11 protein-coding genes and 2 riboswitches are annotated in these 17,161 nt (G+C 66.1%); of the genes, 3 read left to right on the forward strand and 8 right to left on the reverse strand.

What is annotated here, in order from left to right; genetic code table 11:
* Nucleotides 1-76 precede the first annotated feature (76 nt).
* Nucleotides 77-1,171 (forward strand): zinc ABC transporter substrate-binding protein ZnuA, encoded by a 1,095-nt coding sequence (locus tag F468_RS0111365; protein WP_018995211.1) that lies wholly within the window; start codon nucleotides 77-79, stop codon nucleotides 1,169-1,171.
* Between the two features lie 73 nt (nucleotides 1,172-1,244).
* Here F468_RS0111365 and F468_RS0111370 read toward each other — a convergent pair whose 3' ends face one another.
* The 8 genes from F468_RS0111370 to F468_RS0111405 form a co-directional block, all read right to left on the reverse strand.
* Entirely contained in the window at nucleotides 1,245-4,790 is a 3,546-nt protein-coding gene (locus tag F468_RS0111370; RefSeq protein ID WP_018995212.1) for a PAS domain S-box protein, read from the reverse strand.
* 40 nt (nucleotides 4,791-4,830) lie between these two features.
* On the reverse strand, nucleotides 4,831-7,206 hold the full coding sequence (locus F468_RS0111375; RefSeq protein ID WP_018995213.1) for a PAS domain S-box protein: 2,376 nt from the start codon (nucleotides 7,204-7,206) through the stop codon (nucleotides 4,831-4,833).
* A gap of 216 nt (nucleotides 7,207-7,422) precedes the next feature.
* Nucleotides 7,423-8,934: an aminomethyl-transferring glycine dehydrogenase subunit GcvPB gene (gene gcvPB, locus F468_RS0111380; protein WP_018995214.1), complete on the reverse strand. Its 1,512-nt coding sequence runs from the start codon at nucleotides 8,932-8,934 to the stop codon at nucleotides 7,423-7,425.
* Between the two features lie 71 nt (nucleotides 8,935-9,005).
* Nucleotides 9,006-9,533, reverse strand: coding sequence for a thiol peroxidase (gene tpx, locus F468_RS0111385; RefSeq protein ID WP_018137939.1), 528 nt, complete (start codon nucleotides 9,531-9,533; stop codon nucleotides 9,006-9,008).
* Between the two features lie 50 nt (nucleotides 9,534-9,583).
* The gene (gene gcvPA / locus F468_RS0111390) at nucleotides 9,584-10,942 is read right to left on the reverse strand and encodes an aminomethyl-transferring glycine dehydrogenase subunit GcvPA (protein WP_018995215.1); all 1,359 of its coding nucleotides are present in this window, start codon (nucleotides 10,940-10,942) and stop codon (nucleotides 9,584-9,586) included.
* 118 nt (nucleotides 10,943-11,060) lie between these two features.
* The gene (gcvH, locus tag F468_RS0111395) at nucleotides 11,061-11,453 is read right to left on the reverse strand and encodes a glycine cleavage system protein GcvH (protein ID WP_012983086.1); all 393 of its coding nucleotides are present in this window, start codon (nucleotides 11,451-11,453) and stop codon (nucleotides 11,061-11,063) included.
* 74 nt (nucleotides 11,454-11,527) lie between these two features.
* Nucleotides 11,528-12,625 (reverse strand): glycine cleavage system aminomethyltransferase GcvT, encoded by a 1,098-nt coding sequence (gcvT, locus tag F468_RS0111400; RefSeq protein WP_018995216.1) that lies wholly within the window; start codon nucleotides 12,623-12,625, stop codon nucleotides 11,528-11,530.
* A gap of 110 nt (nucleotides 12,626-12,735) precedes the next feature.
* Nucleotides 12,736-12,845: riboswitch (glycine riboswitch) on the reverse strand.
* A 1-nt stretch (nucleotide 12,846) separates the two neighbouring features.
* A riboswitch (glycine riboswitch) is annotated at nucleotides 12,847-12,948 on the reverse strand.
* A gap of 184 nt (nucleotides 12,949-13,132) precedes the next feature.
* Nucleotides 13,133-14,062 (reverse strand): ZIP family metal transporter, encoded by a 930-nt coding sequence (locus F468_RS0111405; RefSeq protein WP_012983088.1) that lies wholly within the window; start codon nucleotides 14,060-14,062, stop codon nucleotides 13,133-13,135.
* Nucleotides 14,063-14,229: 167 nt separating this feature from the next.
* Between F468_RS0111405 and F468_RS0111410 the strand changes: the two genes are divergently transcribed.
* Nucleotides 14,230-15,621, forward strand: coding sequence for a sodium:alanine symporter family protein (locus tag F468_RS0111410; protein ID WP_018995217.1), 1,392 nt, complete (start codon nucleotides 14,230-14,232; stop codon nucleotides 15,619-15,621).
* Nucleotides 15,611-16,513, forward strand: a complete 903-nt coding sequence (nadC, locus tag F468_RS0111415) for a carboxylating nicotinate-nucleotide diphosphorylase (protein WP_018995218.1) — start codon at nucleotides 15,611-15,613, stop codon at nucleotides 16,511-16,513. The genes F468_RS0111410 and nadC overlap by 11 nt, the downstream gene beginning before the upstream one ends.
* Nucleotides 16,514-17,161: the final 648 nt, after the last annotated feature.

The following is a 17,161-nucleotide window of genomic DNA, read 5'->3' on the forward strand; positions in this document are numbered from 1 at the left end:
TGGCAGGGCTTCCCTTGTTCATGTTGATATACTATAACGTTCTCTAATTCCGATCCGACACCCTGGAGACCCTGCCATGCACTCGCGCCCGCGCCACCCCTTCGGGATTTCGCTGACGGTCAGCCTGCTGGCCATCCTGGGCCTCCTGCTCCCGGGCATGGCCGCCGCGGACAAGCCGCGCATCGTCGCGACCATTCTACCGATTCACAGCATCGTCGCCGCCCTGGGCGAGGACGCCTTCGACGTGGAACTGCTGGTCCCCGCCACGGCTTCGCCGCACGGATATTCCATGCGGCCATCCGAGGCGCGCCGTCTGCAGAACGCGGACATGGTGGTCTGGGTCGGCCCGGATCTCGAGACCTTTCTGGAGCGCCCGCTCCGCCGTGCCGGCGACCGCGAGATTATCAGCCTGATGGACGACCTCGACCTGGACCTGAAGCCCACGCGCGAAGGGGGTGTCTGGGAGCATCACCACGACCACGGGGACGATGATCACGGCCACGGCGACCATGACCACGATCACAACGGCCATGGCCACAGCCACGACGACGGGCACTCTGACGACAATCACGGCCACAACGGCCATGGCCACAACCATGATCACGGCCACCACGACGAGGCCCATGGACACGACCATGATCACCATCACGGCGACTACGATGCCCACATCTGGCTCTCGCCAGCGGTGGTGCGCGCGATCACCGAACAGCTCGCCGACAAGCTCATGCAATGGGATCCGGAACGCGCCGAAATCGTGGAGGCCAACCGTGACGCCCTGCTCGAACGGATCGACGATCTGGACGGACACCTGGCGGAACAGCTCGAGCCGGTACGCGACCAGGCCTTTATCGTGTTCCACGACGCCTACCAGTACTTCGAGCAGCACTACGGCCTGAACGCCGCCGGCTCGATCAGCATCGATCCCTCGCGCAGCCCGGGGCCGCGGCGCATCAGCGAATTGCGCGAGCGTGTCGCCGACGGCGACGTGGTCTGCCTGTTCACCGAGCCGCAATTCCGTCCGGCCCTGGCCGAGACCGTGGCCGAGGGAACCGATACACGGCTCGGCGTGCTGGATCCGGTCGGTGCCGAGCTGGAGCCCGGGCCGGATGCCTGGTTCGAGTTGATGCAGAACATGGCGGACGGCTTTGCCGGCTGCCTGGGTAAGGAATAGCCCGCGGGACAAGCCAAGGCGGTGCGTTTCGCTGCGCTCAACGCACCCTACGCGGTTGGTTAAACGCCGGGGCTCATCCAATCGCTTCGGCCGAGGCGGCCACGGCTACACGGTTGCGGCCCTCGCCCTTGGCGCGATAAAGCGCCTCGTCGACCCGGCGCAACAACCCTGTACGTGGCTCGCCCGGGCAGAAGGCCGCCACACCGAGGCTGATCGTGACCCGGCCGGCCTCCGGGAAATCATGCCCCTCCACCCGCGCCCGCATGGTCTCCGCGACCCGCGCGGCATCCGCCTCTTGGGTACCCGGCAGCAGGACCATGAACTCCTCGCCGCCCCAGCGCCCGAGAACGTCGGCATCGCGCAGACGTTCCGCGATCACGCGGGTCACCTCCTGCAGCACGACATCCCCCGCCGCATGGCCAAAGGTGTCATTGACCCGCTTGAAGTGATCGAGATCGAACATCACCAGGGCAAAAGGCGCCCCGTAGCGGTCGGCACGCGCCAACTCGCGATTGAGCAGCGTTTCGAAGTAGTGGCGGTTGGCCACACCGGTCAGGCGATCGTAATAGGCCTGACGCTTCAGCTCCGCATTGGCGCGCTGTAGTTCCAGCTCCACCTGCTTGAGGTCGGTGATATCCACCGCGGTTCCCGCCACTCGGCTCACTCGCCCGTCCTCGTCCGGCACCTGGTAACGATGCACGTGTAGCCAGCGTTCGCTACCGTCCGCACGACGCAGGCGGAAGTTGTCTTCCACATGCGCCGCGCTCAAAGGGTTGTCCAGGAAGCGTCGTTCCACGCGCTCGCGGTCTTCCGGGTGCACGGCCTCCAGCATCGAACGCGGATCGCGATAGAGGAGATCCCGGCTTTGCCCCCAGATCCGCTCGAAGGCCGGATTCACGTACAGGATCCCGTCTTCGTCCTGTAGCCAGAACACCTCGTTCACGCTGCCCGCCAGCTGGCGGAAGCGTGCCTCGCTCTCGCGCAGGGCCTCCTCCACCGCCTTGCGCTGCGAGAGGTCGCGCAGGATGGTCGAGACCTGCCGGATCTCGCCCTGGTCGTCGCGGCGAACAATAATCACCTGTGAAGCCGGGATCTCCCTGCCCTGTCCGTCCAGTATCGCCGTCTCGCCTTCCCAGACCCCGTCGCGCATCGCAATCGGAGCGGCCTCTTTCAGGATGCGCTCGGCCGCCCACGGTGGCTGGAACCGCTGGACGGCACTCTCGATCGAGCGGGTTTCGGGCGGCAGCCCCCAGGTGTTCCAGCCGTTTTCGGGCGTCCACGGTTCGCCCGTCATGGGCGGCAGACCAAACAAGCGGCGACCAGCAGAGTTCAGGAATTTCATGTCGCCAGATGGCCCGTGCATCGCGACCACGTCGGGCGTATGTTCCAGGATCCCCACGAGGCGGCGCTGGTTTTCCTCCAGGGCGCGCCGCTCGGTCACGTCCTGCACGGTCCCCATCAACCGGCGTGGCTTGCCGTTGTCGTCGCACTCGACCGCACCGCGTACATGGACCACTCGTTCCTGTCCATCGGGGCGCAGGGCCCGAAAGTGAATATCGTATTCGCCGCTCTCCAGTGCCGCCTCGACTGTCTTTGCCACCTCGCGCCGGTCCTCGGGATGCACGGCCTGCAGAAACCCCGCGTAGTTGGCTTCCTGCTCACCCCGCCTGAGGCCGAAGATGCGATAGACCTCGTCCGACCAGCGGGTGCGATCCTCACGGATATCCCAGACCCAGCTGCCCATGTGTGCAATGCGCTGTGCAGCGGCCAGCTCCTCGCCACGCTCGCGCAGGGCATCTTCCATCGCCACCTGTTCGGTAATGTCGATCATGACGCCGTGCCAGACGATAACGCCACCGGCGCGCGCCTCGGGCGTCGAACGGCCCTCGACCCAGATCGTCCCGCGCAGCGGGTGGCGAACTCGGAAGCGAGCACGCCAGGGCTCCAAGGACCGCGCCGAATCCTCCATGCTGGCCTGGATGCGAGGCAGGTCATCCGCGTGTACCGTTGCAAAGGCCGCGTCCGCGCTGTCCTGAACCAGCCCCGGGCTGAGCCCGAACACGCGCCGCACCCCATCACTGACGAACGTGAACGCCTGCCGCCCATCCGGATACAGGTGGTACTGGTAGATCGCCCCGGGCAAATGGGCGGTGGCCTTGTTCAGCTGTACTTCCCTTTCCGCCCGGGCCGTCTGGTCCTGGAACGACACCACCACACCATCGACCCGACCGGCCACATCAAATGTTGGCGCCGCAAAGACGCTCACCGGAAAATGGGAGCCGTCGGCCCGCACAAAAGAGTCGTCCCACGGTTCATCCGACTGGCCCGTCTCCAGGACCCGAAGAATCGGGCAGGCTTCTTTGGGATAGGGCTCCCCACCCACCAGTGAGTGATGGTTGGTCGAGTGGGCATCGCGCCCGAGTGCCTCCGCCTCGCTTTTGAACCCCAGCAGACGGCAGGCCGCCGGGTTGAGAAAGGTGTAGCGGCCGTAACGATCCAGGCCGAATACGCCTTCCGCCAGGCTGGCCAGCAAGCGATTCTGAAAGGCCTCGGCCGCGCGCACCTCGGTGACGTCCTCGATCACGCCATCGAAGACCGGTTGTCCATCCTCGTCATGGCTGCGATAAGCGGTCACGCGCGCCCGAAAGGCCCGACCACGCAGTGTCTGCAGGTCCAGTTCGCGCCCGACCACGCGACCGTGCATCTCCAGATCGCGGCTGAATGCCTCGCGCGCGCCCGGATCGCGATACAGGTCTTGCACCGGGGTTGCGCGCAGCTGCGCCTCGGACTCGGCCTCAAACAGCGCCACCATCGCCGGATTGAGCCAGACAAGGCGGCCTTCCGGCCCGGCCGTGTTGCGGTAGACGCCCACCGGAAGACGCCGGAACACGCCCCCGTAGAACTCCAGCTCGCGCTCGTAGCGCCGGGCCTCGGATACATCGTGAATAATCGAGTACAGGTACGTGGTTCCGTCCAGCACCACCGGGCCGGAGTACACCTCGACCTCCCGAATCTCGCCGCCGTGGATGCGGTGGCGAAACCGGAAGAAACGGCGTTCCTCGTTCTTCGCACGTTGCATCTCGACCCGCACGTCTTCCGCCGACAGCGTGTTGATGTCGTGGATATACATGCCCTTGAGGGTGTCGGCCGAATAGCCGTAGAAGCTCACCGCGGCGGGGTTGGCATCGACAATCCGGCCATCCGCCGGGTTGATCAGCAGCTTCGGTGCGGTATTGGCGGTAAACGTCTGCTCGTAGACCTGGGCTGCAGAATCGCCCCCGGGCCTGCGCTGAACGGTCACGACGCGCCCATCGTCATCCGGCACCAGCGTCAACGTACAGGAGAGCGAGGCCCCTTCCGGTGCAGCCGGCGCGAGCATGTCCACGCTCAGGGTCACCTCGGATGTGGCCGAACGCTGCAACGCGTCCGCCAGCGATGGCCGCTGTTCGGGCGCGATGCAGTCCACCAGTGCACTGCCCTGCAGATCAGCCGGCGAGCACTCGAGCCACTCAGCCAGGCGGGCATTGACCGTGCAGATGGCACCGACTGCGTCGAGGCGGGCCAGGCCTACTGCAATGTGCTCGCATTGAATGGGGCCGGCGCCTTCGGTGCTCGCCATTCAGCTCACTCTGCCCGGAGCCCGGGGTCCAATGAAGTAGTCAATCATCCAGCCGCACGACCCGATTGCGCCCGCCCTTCTTGGCCACGTACATGGCCTCGTCCGCTCGCTTCACCCAGTCCCTGATCGACTCACCGGGGCGGCACTCCGCAACCCCCAGACTAATCGTCACAAGGCCCACACAGGGGAATGCCGTAGCAGTGACCTGCTCGCGCAGCTGTTCGGCCACATGCTGGCCACGCTCCGCGTCCGTTCCGGGCAGCAGGACCACAAACTCCTCGCCCCCCCAGCGTCCCAGTACATCCGCCTCGCGCAGACGACCCTTCAGGGCATGCACCAGGAAGCGCAGGACCTCGTCGCCCACCTCGTGGCCGAACGTATCGTTGATACGCTTGAAGTGGTCGATATCCAGCAGCAGTAGCGAGCAGGGATGCGCGTAACGCTGCGCACGGCGCGCCTCCTGATCCAGGAGCGTCTCGAAGTAGCCGCGGTTGGCGGCATCGGTCAGCGGGTCGTAGAAAGCCTGGTGCTCCAGGGCGGCCTCGAGTTCCTTCTGCCGCGTGATGTCGTGGAACATCGCGATGTAGTACTCGATCTCGCCCTGATCGTCGTGGATCGCGGTAACGACCTCGTGCAGGGGGAAGATCTCGCCATTCTTGCGGCGATTCCAGATCTCGCCCTGCCAGTGGCCCGTCTCGCGCACCGTGCGGAACATCTCCTGGTAGAAGTCGCGATCCTGGCGCCCGGAATTCAGGATGCGCGGATTTGCCCCCACGGCCTCCTCTTCGGTATATCCCGTGAGCTGCGTGAACGTTGCGTTCACACGCTGGATGGTGCCCTCAACGTCCGTGATGAAGATGGCCTGGCTGGACTCGAAGGTCGCGGCCAGCAGGCGCTGCTCCTGTTCGAGGTGATACTGCTCGGTAATATCCTGCACCGTGCCGACCATGCGCGCGGGCGTGCCGCAGGGGCTGAGCTCCACGGAGGCTAGCTCGCGCACCACGCGCTCTGTACCGTCCGGCCGCAGGATGCGGTGGGTCACATCGAACTGCTCCAGACCAGCCAGGGCTCGGTCTACCGCCGCCTGTACGCGTTCACGGTCCCCCGGGTGGACCGCCTGCATGAACGCCCCATGCGTGCCCTCCCAGCGGGATCGTTCCATCCCGAAGATGCGATAGACCTCATCCGACCAGCGAATCTCGTGCTTCTGGAAATCACTGATCCAGTTGCCGACATGCGCGATGCTTTGTGCCAGGGCCAGTTCCTGCTCACTTCGGTGCAGAGCATGCTCGGCGCGCACCCGCTGCGTGATGTCCAGGATCACGCCGTGCCAGAGCACACTCCCGTCGTCCAGAGCCTCCGGACTCGCGTGGCCCTCCAGCCAGGTCTCGCCGCGTTCGGGACTCATCACGCGATAGCGCTGCAACCAGGGTTCCAGCGATCGCATCGACGCTTCGATGCTCGCGCGGATGCGTTCCACGTCCTCCGGGTGGATCACGCGGAACACCGCCTCGGCATCGCGCATCGCCTCCTCGGGTGCAATCCCGAATATATCGGTCATCCCCTCGCTAGCGTATGGGTAGCAGCCACGCCCGTCGGGGTGCTGGCGGTACTGGTAAATCACGCCGGGCAGGTTGCGGGCGATCTTTTCCAGGTGTCGCTCGGTCTCGACGCGCGCGCCGATATCCTGAAAAGCACCCACCAGTTCGGTCACCGCACCGGTTGCATCACGAATGGCGGTGATCTGGTCCTCCAGCCACTGCCAGTGGCCGTTGGGCATCCGCTGGCGGTAGTTCAGGCGGCAGAACCCTTGGGCCCCGTCGGACAGCCAGCGCCGCACCTGACTGACGCAGCGGCCATAGTCCTCCGGGGCGATGTGGGTTGTCAGCCAGTCCGGGTTCGAGCTGATCTGCTCCGGGGCCCAACCGGTCACCGAGACCGAGTTGCGGCTGAGCCAGGTCATGGTGCCGAGGTTGTCCGGATCCATGGTGTAGATCACCGCGGGGCTGGCATGCAACAGGCTGTCCATACGTTGCTCGGCCTGCTTGCGCGTATCGATATCGGCAACAGCCGCCAGTAGCGCCTCCGGGCTATCACTCGTCGCGGGGATACGGCTGATACTGATCTCGACCCAGCGGGCAAGGCCTGTGGCGTCCACCAGGCGAACCTCGACCTGGCAGTTGGGGCAGCCACCGTCAAGCAGACCGCGGCGTCGCGCCTCGCAGGGCTCGACATCCTCGGGGAGCAGGCGCTCGCGCAACCATCCCCCGACCAGATCCCCAGGGTCGCAGGCCAGCATCTCCCCCAGACGCGGGTTCGCGCGCAGGATGCGCCCCTCCGTGTCCATCTCGGCCAGCCCCACCGGGGCATGCTCGAACAGCGCGGCGTAGCCGTGGGCCGCACAAATCTCCGTCATTCCTAGTCCTTGCCCGTCTCGAAAAGGCCTGCCTGGCCTTTCCTCCCCCTGGCGGGAGTATCCACGGACCCGTTAATGGATCCTTATAGTCGGTCTAAACCCTACCACAGGGGTCGGACTTTTTCGTATACCCCCGCAAGAATCGAGAAGTACAGGACGCAAAAAAAAGCCCCCGGAAAACCGGGGGCCCTGACAGCACAACCGAACGTGACCGGATTAACCGCTGGTTCCCGTACGCGGGGCCGGCTCGCCTTCATCCGTACTCGGCTCCTGGTACACCACGTCCAGGGCCTTGGCTGCGGCCACCTCGTTGAAGCGGCGGTTCGGCAGGTTGTGCGGCGAGGCCTTGATGGTGTCGATATCGCGACCGGCCTCTTCCAGGATCGCGGCCATCGCCTCGACGAAGCCGTCCAGCGTCTCTTTCGACTCGGTCTCGGTCGGCTCGACCAGCAGGCACTCTGGCACCAGCAGCGGGAAATAGGTCGTCGGCGCGTGGTAGCCGTGATCCAGCAGGCGCTTGGCGACGTCGCCGGCCGTCAGGCCCAGTTCCTTCGCCTGCTTCTTCAGCGTGACGATGAACTCGTGCGTCGCACGGCGCTCGGGATAGGCCAGGTCGAAGCCGGCGCTTTCCAGTTCGCGCGCCAGGTAGTTGGCGTTCAGCGTGGCGAACTCGGACACGCGCTGCATGCCCTCGCGGCCCAGCATGCGCATGTAGACATAGGCGCGCAGCAGCACGCCGGCGTTGCCGGCAAACGCGGACAGCCGGCCGATGGTCTCGGGGTAGTCCGTCTCTGTGGCGAAACGGTAACCGCCCTCGCCGTCCTCGACCACGTGCGGCACCGGCATGTACGGCAGCAGGCGCTCGCCAACGCCCACAGCACCGGAACCCGGGCCACCCCCGCCGTGCGGCGTGGAGAAAGTCTTGTGCAGGTTCATGTGGATCACGTCGAAGCCCATGTCGCCCGGACGCACCTTGCCTAGGATCGCGTTCAGGTTGGCGCCGTCGTAGTACAGCAGGCCGCCGGCGTCGTGCACGATCTTCGCGATCTCGGAGATACGGCGCTCGAACACGCCCACGGTAGACGGGTTGGTCAGCATGATCCCGGCGGTCTGCGGGCCCACGGCCTCTTTCAGTGCCTCCAGGTCGACGTCACCCATGGCGTCCGTCGGGATCTCGCGCACCTCGTAGCCGCACATGATCGCGGTGGCCGGATTGGTGCCGTGCGCGGCATCCGGGACGATGATCTCGCGGCGCTCGCTGTCGCCGCGCGCATCGTGGTAGGCGCGGATCATCGCCACCCCGGTGTACTCGCCCTGCGCGCCGGCCATCGGCGCCAGCGAAACGGCCTTCATGCCGGTCACGTCCTTCAGCATCTCCTGCAGCTCGAACATGGTGTGCAGGAAGCCCTGGCTGTGGCTGGCCGGGGCATGCGGGTGCCGGTTCAGGAAGCCGGGCAGCATGGCCAGGCTGTTACAGGCGCGCGGGTTGTACTTCATCGTGCACGAGCCCAGCGGGTAGAACTCGGTGTCTATGGAGAAGTTCTTTTGCGACAACCGCGTGTAGTGACGCACCACATCCAGCTCCGAGGCCGCAGGCAGGCCGGGGGCCGATTTGCGCTGCAGGTTCGCGGGGATGGCCGTCGTGGCATGCGCACGAGGCGCCTGCGCCACGGCCGAGCGACCGGCACGCGAACGTTCGAAGATCAGATGGTTTTCCGTGGTGTTCATAGCGGTTTCTCGCTTCAGGAATTCGTTGGAGGCGGCCGGGCCAGGAGGCCCGGCCGCCAATGGCCCGTGTTTTATTGCGTCGGGCTCAGATCGGCCCGGTCATCCAGGCCCTTGAAGATGGCGTCGTAGTCCGGCTCGTCGCCGATCTCGGAAACGAGCTCCGCGTGCATCACCAGATTGTCGGTGTCCAGCAGCACAACGCCGCGGGCGGTGATGCCCTCCAGCGGGCCGTCCTGGATCAGCACGCCGTAGTCCTTGGCGAAGTTGCGATCGCGCATCATCGACAGCACGGTCACACGCTCGAGGTTCTCGGCGGCGCAGAAGCGGCCCATCGCGAACGGCAGGTCGGCGGAGACCACCAGGATCTCCAGATCCGGGCGCTGCTTGACCATGTCCTCGAACTTCTTGGTGGACTCGGCACAGACCGGGGTGTCCAGACTGGGCACGATCGAGATCAGCTTGCGCTTGTCGCCAAAGTGGGCGAGCGAGACGTCCTCGAGGTCCTTGGTCGTCAGCTTGAAATCCGGGGCCGGCGAGCCGACGTGCGGCAGATCGCCGTTAGTATGGATCGGATTACCCTTCAGTTTGACTTCGGCCATGGCGTGCCTCCTCAGGCTTGTGGTGTATGGCGCGTCGGGTGCGGCCTGCGTCAGGCGGCCTTCGCCTGCTCGCAGGTCGTCACATACTGCTCGAGATCGGCATCCGTCTTGGTCTCGGTCGCGCAGGCCAGCACGCAGCCGTCGAGCTGGGCGTAGTCGCGGCCCAACTGGTAGCCGGCCAGCACGCCGGCGTCGGCCATCGCCTGCACGCGGCCCGCGGCGTCCCCGCCGAAGTCCAGGGCGACCTCGTAGAAGTACTCGCCGGTAAAGCGCGGCTTGATGCCCTTGGCCGCGAGCTTCTCCACCAGCGCGTGGGTGTTGGCGTAGCAGGCCTCGGCCACGCGGGTCAGGCCCTCGTCACCCAGCATGGACATGTGGATGGTCGCAGCGGTGACCACCAGGCCCTGGTTGGTGCAGATGTTCGAGGTCGCCTTGGAACGGCGGATATGCTGCTCGCGGGCCTGCAGTGTCAGCACGTAGCCCGGCTTGCCGTCGGCATCCTTGGCACGGCCGACGATACGCCCCGGCATCTGCCGGATGTGCTTCTTGCGCGTAGTCATGAAGCCGAAGTACGGCCCGCCGGAGGACAGCGGGGCACCCAGCGGCTGGCCCTCGCCCACCACGATGTCCACACCATTCTCGCCCCACTCGCCCGGCGGCTTCAGCAGCGCCAGCGAGACCGGGTTGACCACGGCGATCACCGGGACCTCGCGCTGCTCGGCCCAGCCGGTGAGCGCGTCGACATCTTCCAGGATGCCGAAGAAGTTCGGCTGGCTGATGATCATCGCGGTCACGTCGTCGTCCGCGAACGGCGCCAGCGCCTCGACCGGCGTCTGGCCAGAGGCCTCGTCGAACGGGATCTCGACCAGCTCGATGCCCTGGTTACCGATCAGGGTGTGGATCACGCGGCGATAATCCGGATGCAGCGCGCCTGGCACGAGGATCTTCTTGCTCTTCGAGCGGCGGTTCACGCGCACGGCCATCAGCACGGCCTCGGCCAGCGCGGAGGCGCCGTCGTACAGCGAGGCGTTGGAGGCCTCCATACCGGTCAGGCGGCTGATCATGGTCTGGTATTCGTAGATCAGCTGCAGCGTGCCCTGGCTGGCCTCCGCCTGGTACGGCGTGTAGGCACTGTAGAACTCGCCACGCGTGGCGATCTGCCACACGGCCGCCGGGATATGGTGCTCGTAGGCCCCGGCGCCGATGAAATTGGACGCCATGCCGTCCCGCGCCGCACGCTCCTGCATCAGACGCGAGATCGCCATCTCGTTCAGTCCCTCGGGGACCTTTTCGAGCGCCGGCGCGCGCAGTTCTTTCGGGATCTCGTCGAACAGATCCTCGATGGAATCGGCGCCGATGCGGTCGAGCATCGAGCGGATGTCTTCTTCGGTATGCGGGATAAAGGGCATGTCGTACTCGCTTTCGCTACTGCGAAGTTCGGATCGGGCCCCGGGCCGGATGCCCGGGGCGCCTTCTCGTTCCTGCCGGGCCGGCTCCGTCAGGAACCGCCCCGTGGGGAACGTCGGATCAGGACTCGGCCTCGACGTGCGCCGCGTAGGCGTCGGCGTCCATCAGGGCGTCGAGCTGGCTCGCGTCGGAGGGCTTCATCTTGAACAGCCAGCCCTCGTCGAACGGCGACTCGTTGACCTTCTCGGGGCTGTCGGCCAGCTCTTCGTTGGCCTCGGTCACCTCGCCGGACAGCGGGGCGTACACGTCCGAGGCGGCCTTGACCGACTCGACCGTCGCGCAGGCGGAGCCGGCCTCGACCGAGCTGCCCGCCTCCGGGGCCTCCACGAACACCAGATCGCCCAGCAGTTCCTGCGCGTGATCGGTAATGCCGATGGTCACGCTGCCGTCAGCCTCCTGGCGCACCCACTCGTGGCTCTTGGTGTACTTCAGATCCTTCGGTGCTTCGCTCATGACGTCTTCCTTTTTCGTTTGGATCCCGCCTGCGCAGTGTAGTCTGTGGCAAGCGGCATGAGGCAATAAAATCGCTAGCGATTCAGTTCGATCTGTGGCTCGCCGTTACGCACGAATACGGGCTTGACCACCCGCACCGGCAGCATGCGCCCGCGGATGTCGGCCTGCAGTTCCTCGGCATCCACCGCGGCCGGGATGCGCGCAAACGCAACCGACACGCCGAGGCTCGGCGAGAAGCTGCCGGAGGTCACCACGCCGTCGCCGGCCGCGGTCTCGATACGGGTGCCGCCGCGCAGCACGCCGCGACCCTCGAGCACCAGCCCGACCATGCGCTCCGGCACACCCTCGGCCTTCCACTGTTCGATGGCCTTGCGGCCGATGAAGTCGCGCTCGGCGTCCTTCAGGGCGATGGTCCAGCCGAGATTCGCGGTCAGCGGATTGGTCTGGTCGTCCATATCCGTGCCGTAGAGGTTCATGCCGGCCTCCAGGCGCAGCGTGTCGCGCGCACCCAGGCCGATCGGGTTCACACCGGCGTCCTTCAGCTGTTCCCATAAGCCGTCGGCCTCCGCCTGCGGCAGCATCACCTCGAAGCCGTCCTCGCCGGTGTAGCCGGTGCGGGCAACGAACCAGGAGTCGTTCCAGACGGCGGAGAACGGCTTGAGATCGCCGGCCGAGCGCAGGTCTTCCGGCAGCAGCGGCAGCGTCTTCTCCACCGCCTGCGGGCCCTGGATCGCGATCAGCGCGAACTCCGGGCGCGGCTCGACGTTCGCGTCGAAGCCCTTTACCACCTGCTGCATGTGGGCGATATCGCCCTCGGCGGTCGCGGCGTTGACCACGGCGCGGTAGCTGTCGCCCCCGGTCCAGTAGATGATCAAGTCGTCGATCACGCCGCCGGACTCGTTCAGCATGCAGCTGTACAGGGCGCGGCCCTCGGTCTTCAGCTTGGCGACGTCGTTGGCCAGCAGGTAGCGCAGAAAGGCCTGCGCCTGCGGGCCGTGGATATCGACGACCTGCATGTGCGAGACATCGAACATACCGGCCCCGGCGCGCACCATCTTGTGCTCCTCCATCTGGGAGCCGTAGTGCAGCGGCATCTCCCAGCCGGCGAAATCGACCAGCTTGGCCCCGGCGCGCTGGTGCGCGGCGTGAAGCGGCGTTTTCTTCAGACTCATCGTTTGTCGCCTTGCATCCGTATTCATGAGACGGACCGTCTGCCGGCCCGATGCGTCCCCTACGTATACGCGGGGCATAAAAAAAGGGCGGCCAGCAGGGTCTACCTGCCAGCCGCCCCTCTGTCCTGAAACCTGAGAGTTTGCGCCGTGCCAGCGATTACTCGCTGCAGGGCCGCCCCCTTCGGTGGGCCGTCGCCGGCCGCTCTCCAGAGTGTGTCTTCTGCACCGTTCCGGTCCGGTAGCCTGAGCGATTCCGGGCGGATGTTGCGCCTTCGGCGTCTGCCAATCGACTTGCGATCGCAGATCTCTTCCAGAACGGTGTGCGGGCATTGTCGGGCACCCGCAGACGAAACTAATTGTACACCCAAATACCTCCTTCGCGAAAGCCCGGACGGCTGGCGGCGACTTTTCGGCGGCGGGCTTGCAGCCCCACTTCACCCCAAGCCGAACCTCAGGGGCGCTGCCACTACACGCCGCGCAAGAACAGTACCGGAGCCCGCGCCAGCGCTACAGCGCCAGGTCGATCGCCAGGAGCGCGACGAAGCCGACCAGCACGCCGACGGTCGCCTGGGCCTCGTGCCCCTTGCGGTGCGATTCGGGGATGATTTCGTGGCTGATCACGAACAGCATCGCCCCCGCGGCGAAGGCCAGGCCCCAGGGCAGCAAGAATTCCATCAGCGTGATCGCGCCGGCCCCGATCAACCCGCCGATCGGCTGCACCAGGCCGGTCAGCAGGGTTACGCCGAACGCGGCCCACTTGCTGTAGCCCAGCGAGAGGAGCGCAATCGCCACCACCAGCCCTTCCGGGATGTTCTGCAGACCGATCGCGATCGCCAGGGTGATGCCATCGCTGACATCGTCGCCGCCGAAGCCGACCCCGACGGCCAGACCCTCCGGCAGGTTGTGCAGGGCGATCGCAAAGATGAACAGCCACACCCGCCGGATCTTCGCGGGATCGGCCCCGCTTTGGGGGCCGATGTGAAAGTGCTCGTGCGGGACCAGCTTGTGCAGCGCCAGCAACGCCCCGCCGCCGAGGGCCATGCCTACCGACAACACCAGGATCGCCATGCCGACCCCGCCGTACTGAACCTCGGCGTGCTCCACCGATGGCAGCACCAGTTCGAAGGCTGTGGCCGAGAGCATGACCCCGGCCCCGAAGCCCATCATCGCGTCCTCGACCGACTGGCTGATACGCCGCAGGAAAAAGATCGGAATCGCGCCCACGGCGGTCATCAGACCGGCAACAAAGCTCGCCAGCAGACCGATCTGCAGGGTGCTCATGTCCGCGATACGCCCTTCCAGGGTCGGCCAGATCACGCTGACCAGCCAGATGAACGCCGCCAGTACGATCAGTGACCCGACCAGAAAAACCCGCGGGACGGGCTTGGCCGAACCCTCGGTGTCCTGGTCAATCTGCTCCTGTCGATCCTGCGTCATAGTCATTCCCTGAGACCCATTCCATTTGCTGTTGAGAAGGCGGGATTTCAACCCGGTTCCCGCCTGTTTTCTATTGCGGTGTTCGAGATTGCCTATCGTCAACGCGGAAAAGGCGCGGTACATTCGCCCGGAGCGCCCCCTGCATGCCCGGCAAAAGGAGCTTCGCAATGCTCGAGACCCTCGACCAGTTCCTCGGTGATACCGCCAGCCTCCTGTGGGGCAACCCGATCACGCTGATCCTGCTGCTGGGTACGGGACTCTACCTGACCATCCGCCTGGGACTGGTGCAGGTCGTCGCCTTCCGCCAGGGCTGGCGCGCGCTGCGTGGCACCGATGGGCGTGCCGGGGGCGCTGGCCAAATCTCGCCATTCCAGGCCCTGTCCACGGCCCTGTCCGGCACCATCGGGACCGGGAATATCGCCGGCGTCGCCACGGCTATTGCCCTCGGCGGGCCCGGCGCACTCTTCTGGATGTGGGTAACCGCCTTCTTCGGCATGGCCACCAAGTTTGCCGAGACAACCCTCGCCGTGCGCTACCGCGAAGTGGGACCGGACGGCACCATCGCCGGTGGCCCGATGTTCACCCTGCTGCACGGCCTGAACATGAAGAAGATGGCGATCCTGTTCGCCGCCTTCACCCTGATCGCCTCGTTCGGCATCGGCAACATGGTGCAGGCGAACTCTGTAGTCGATGGCCTGACCTTCATGGTCCCGAACCTGCGCGCCGATGACGACATCATGGGCTGGATGGCGCTGATCATCGGCCTGACCATGGCCGTGCTCGTCGCCCTGGTAATCATTGGCGGGGTCAAGCGCATTGCGCTGATCGCCTCCGCCATCGTGCCGTTCATGGCCGTGGTGTACATGATCGGCGCGTTCATCGTGATCGTCGCCAACATCGAGGCCGTGCCGGCTGCGGTGGCCACCATCCTGAACCTCGCGCTGAACCCCTGGGCGGCCGGCGGCGGCGCGATCGGTCTGGCCATCCAGTACGGCGTGGCACGCGGCATGTTCTCGAACGAAGCGGGCCTGGGCTCCTCGGCCATGGCCCACGCCGCGGCCAAGAACGGCGATCCGCCCCGCGAAGGCTCGGTGGCCATGCTCGAGCCGTTCATCGATACCATCGTCGTCTGCACCCTGACCGGGCTGGCGATCGTGGTCACCGGCGCCTACATCGACCGCGCCGACGACGTGGTCGGCGCCTCGCTGACCGCTACCGCGTTCAGCACCACGCTGGGGCCGTTCGGCGCGATGGTGGTCGGCTTCAGCCTGATGCTGTTCGCCTTCTCCACGATGATCGCCTGGTCCTACTATGGCGACCGCTCGGCCTACTTCCTGTTCGGCGATCGTGCGGTGATGCCCTATCGCATCGCGTTCGTGATCCTGATCGTCATCGGGGCCACCATCCCGCTGGGCATGGTCTGGAACTTCTCCGACATCGCCAACATCCTGATGGCCGCACCCAACCTGATCGCGCTGATCCTGCTGGCCGGGCTGGTGAAGAAGCTGCGCGACGATTATGTTTCCGGTCGCCCGATGCCCGATCGCCATGACGGCTGAGCACCAGCACGCCCCGCATGACCCGTTCGCCCAGGGCCCGGCACGGCCAGACGGGGCCATGCTGGTGCGCGAGGTCGAGATGGCGCTGGCCGAGGACCTGGGGCCCAATGCCCTGGCCGGCGACATCACCGCGGCACTGGTACCGGAGGATCGCGCCGCGCGCGCCACCCTGCTGCTGAAAGAGCCCGGCGTGCTGTGTGGCCAGGCGTGGTTCGATCGCGTTTTTGCGAGCCTCGCACCCGAGATCCGTATCGACTGGCAGGTAGCCGAGGGCGCCGCGCTGGAACCCGAGGGTGCACAGCCCGTTGCCACGCTCGAGGGCCCGGCCCGCGCCGTACTGGCCGCCGAGCGCGCCGCGCTCAACCTGCTGCAAACACTGTCCGGAACCGCCACCGAGACCGCCCGTTGGGTCGCCCGCCTGGGCGACGCCCACAGCCGCATCCTCGATACTCGCAAGACACTGCCGGGCCTGCGTCACGGGCAGAAATACGCCGTGCGCATCGGCGGCGGCTATAACCACCGCCTCGGGCTATGGGATGCCGTGTTGATCAAGGAGAACCACATCGCCGCCTGCGGCTCGATCGCGGCCGCCGTGGAGCGCGCCCGCGCGCTCGGGGCCGGGCGCTGGGTGGAAGTGGAAACCGAGAACCTGGACGAGGTCAATCAGGCCTTGGCCGCGGGCGCCGACGTGATCATGCTGGACGAACTCTCGCGGGACGACCTCGCCACCGCCGTTCAGCGCATCCGGGGGCGGGCCATCTCCGAGGCCTCGGGCGGGGTCACGCCGGACAGCCTCGCCGAGATCGCGGCCACCGGCGTCGACTACATCTCGGTCGGCGCGCTGACCAAGCATGTCCGCGCCATCGACTTCTCCCTGCGCCTCGACTCGTAATCGCTTCACGCCAAGCCACGCTGCGAGGCTTTATCAAGCGGTCTGCGTTCGTTCCGGCTGGGCCTGGTTCGACCTCTGGAGTTTACGGTGGCTTCGTCCGGCCGCCTGCCTGCGCTGTCTCGCCAGCGCGCCCCGAGGTACTTTCTTGCTTGCCCAAGAAAGTACCCAAAGAAGGGCACCCGGATTCCGCCCGGGGACCTTGCTCCAGGGCCCTCGGGCCGGCGGCGCTGAAACTCGCTACGCTACGCTCCGCTCAGACAGTCAGCGCCTCTCTTCCGTCCCGAGAACCCTTCCGCAAGGGGCTTCATACGGGGGAGGAAGGTCAAAACAGGAGGTATCCCCATGCCTGCAGTCAATCTAGCCTTCGTAGGGTGCGGTTGAGCGCAGCGAAACGCACCGTTCCGGCGTCGGGGCAACCCTGATGCGATTCGCTGCGCTCATCGGCATCCTACGATGGGTCTGGCGCCCGCTGGCGGGCGCGGCAAGCCAGGGCCGAAGGCCGCGCGTGCCCAAGATGTCCGAAGACCTAGCCTCCATCCATAAGCACAATCGCCGGGACAGCTGTTGCCTTGACCTTCACCCCCGTTGTCGTCGCGCCGAGTGGAGAGGGTTTTCGCGGGAAGAGAGGCGCTGACTGTCTGAGCGGAG

It is taken from the genome of Thioalkalivibrio sp. ALJ2 (assembly GCF_000378325.1).
Lineage (GTDB): Bacteria > Pseudomonadota > Gammaproteobacteria > Ectothiorhodospirales > Ectothiorhodospiraceae > Thioalkalivibrio.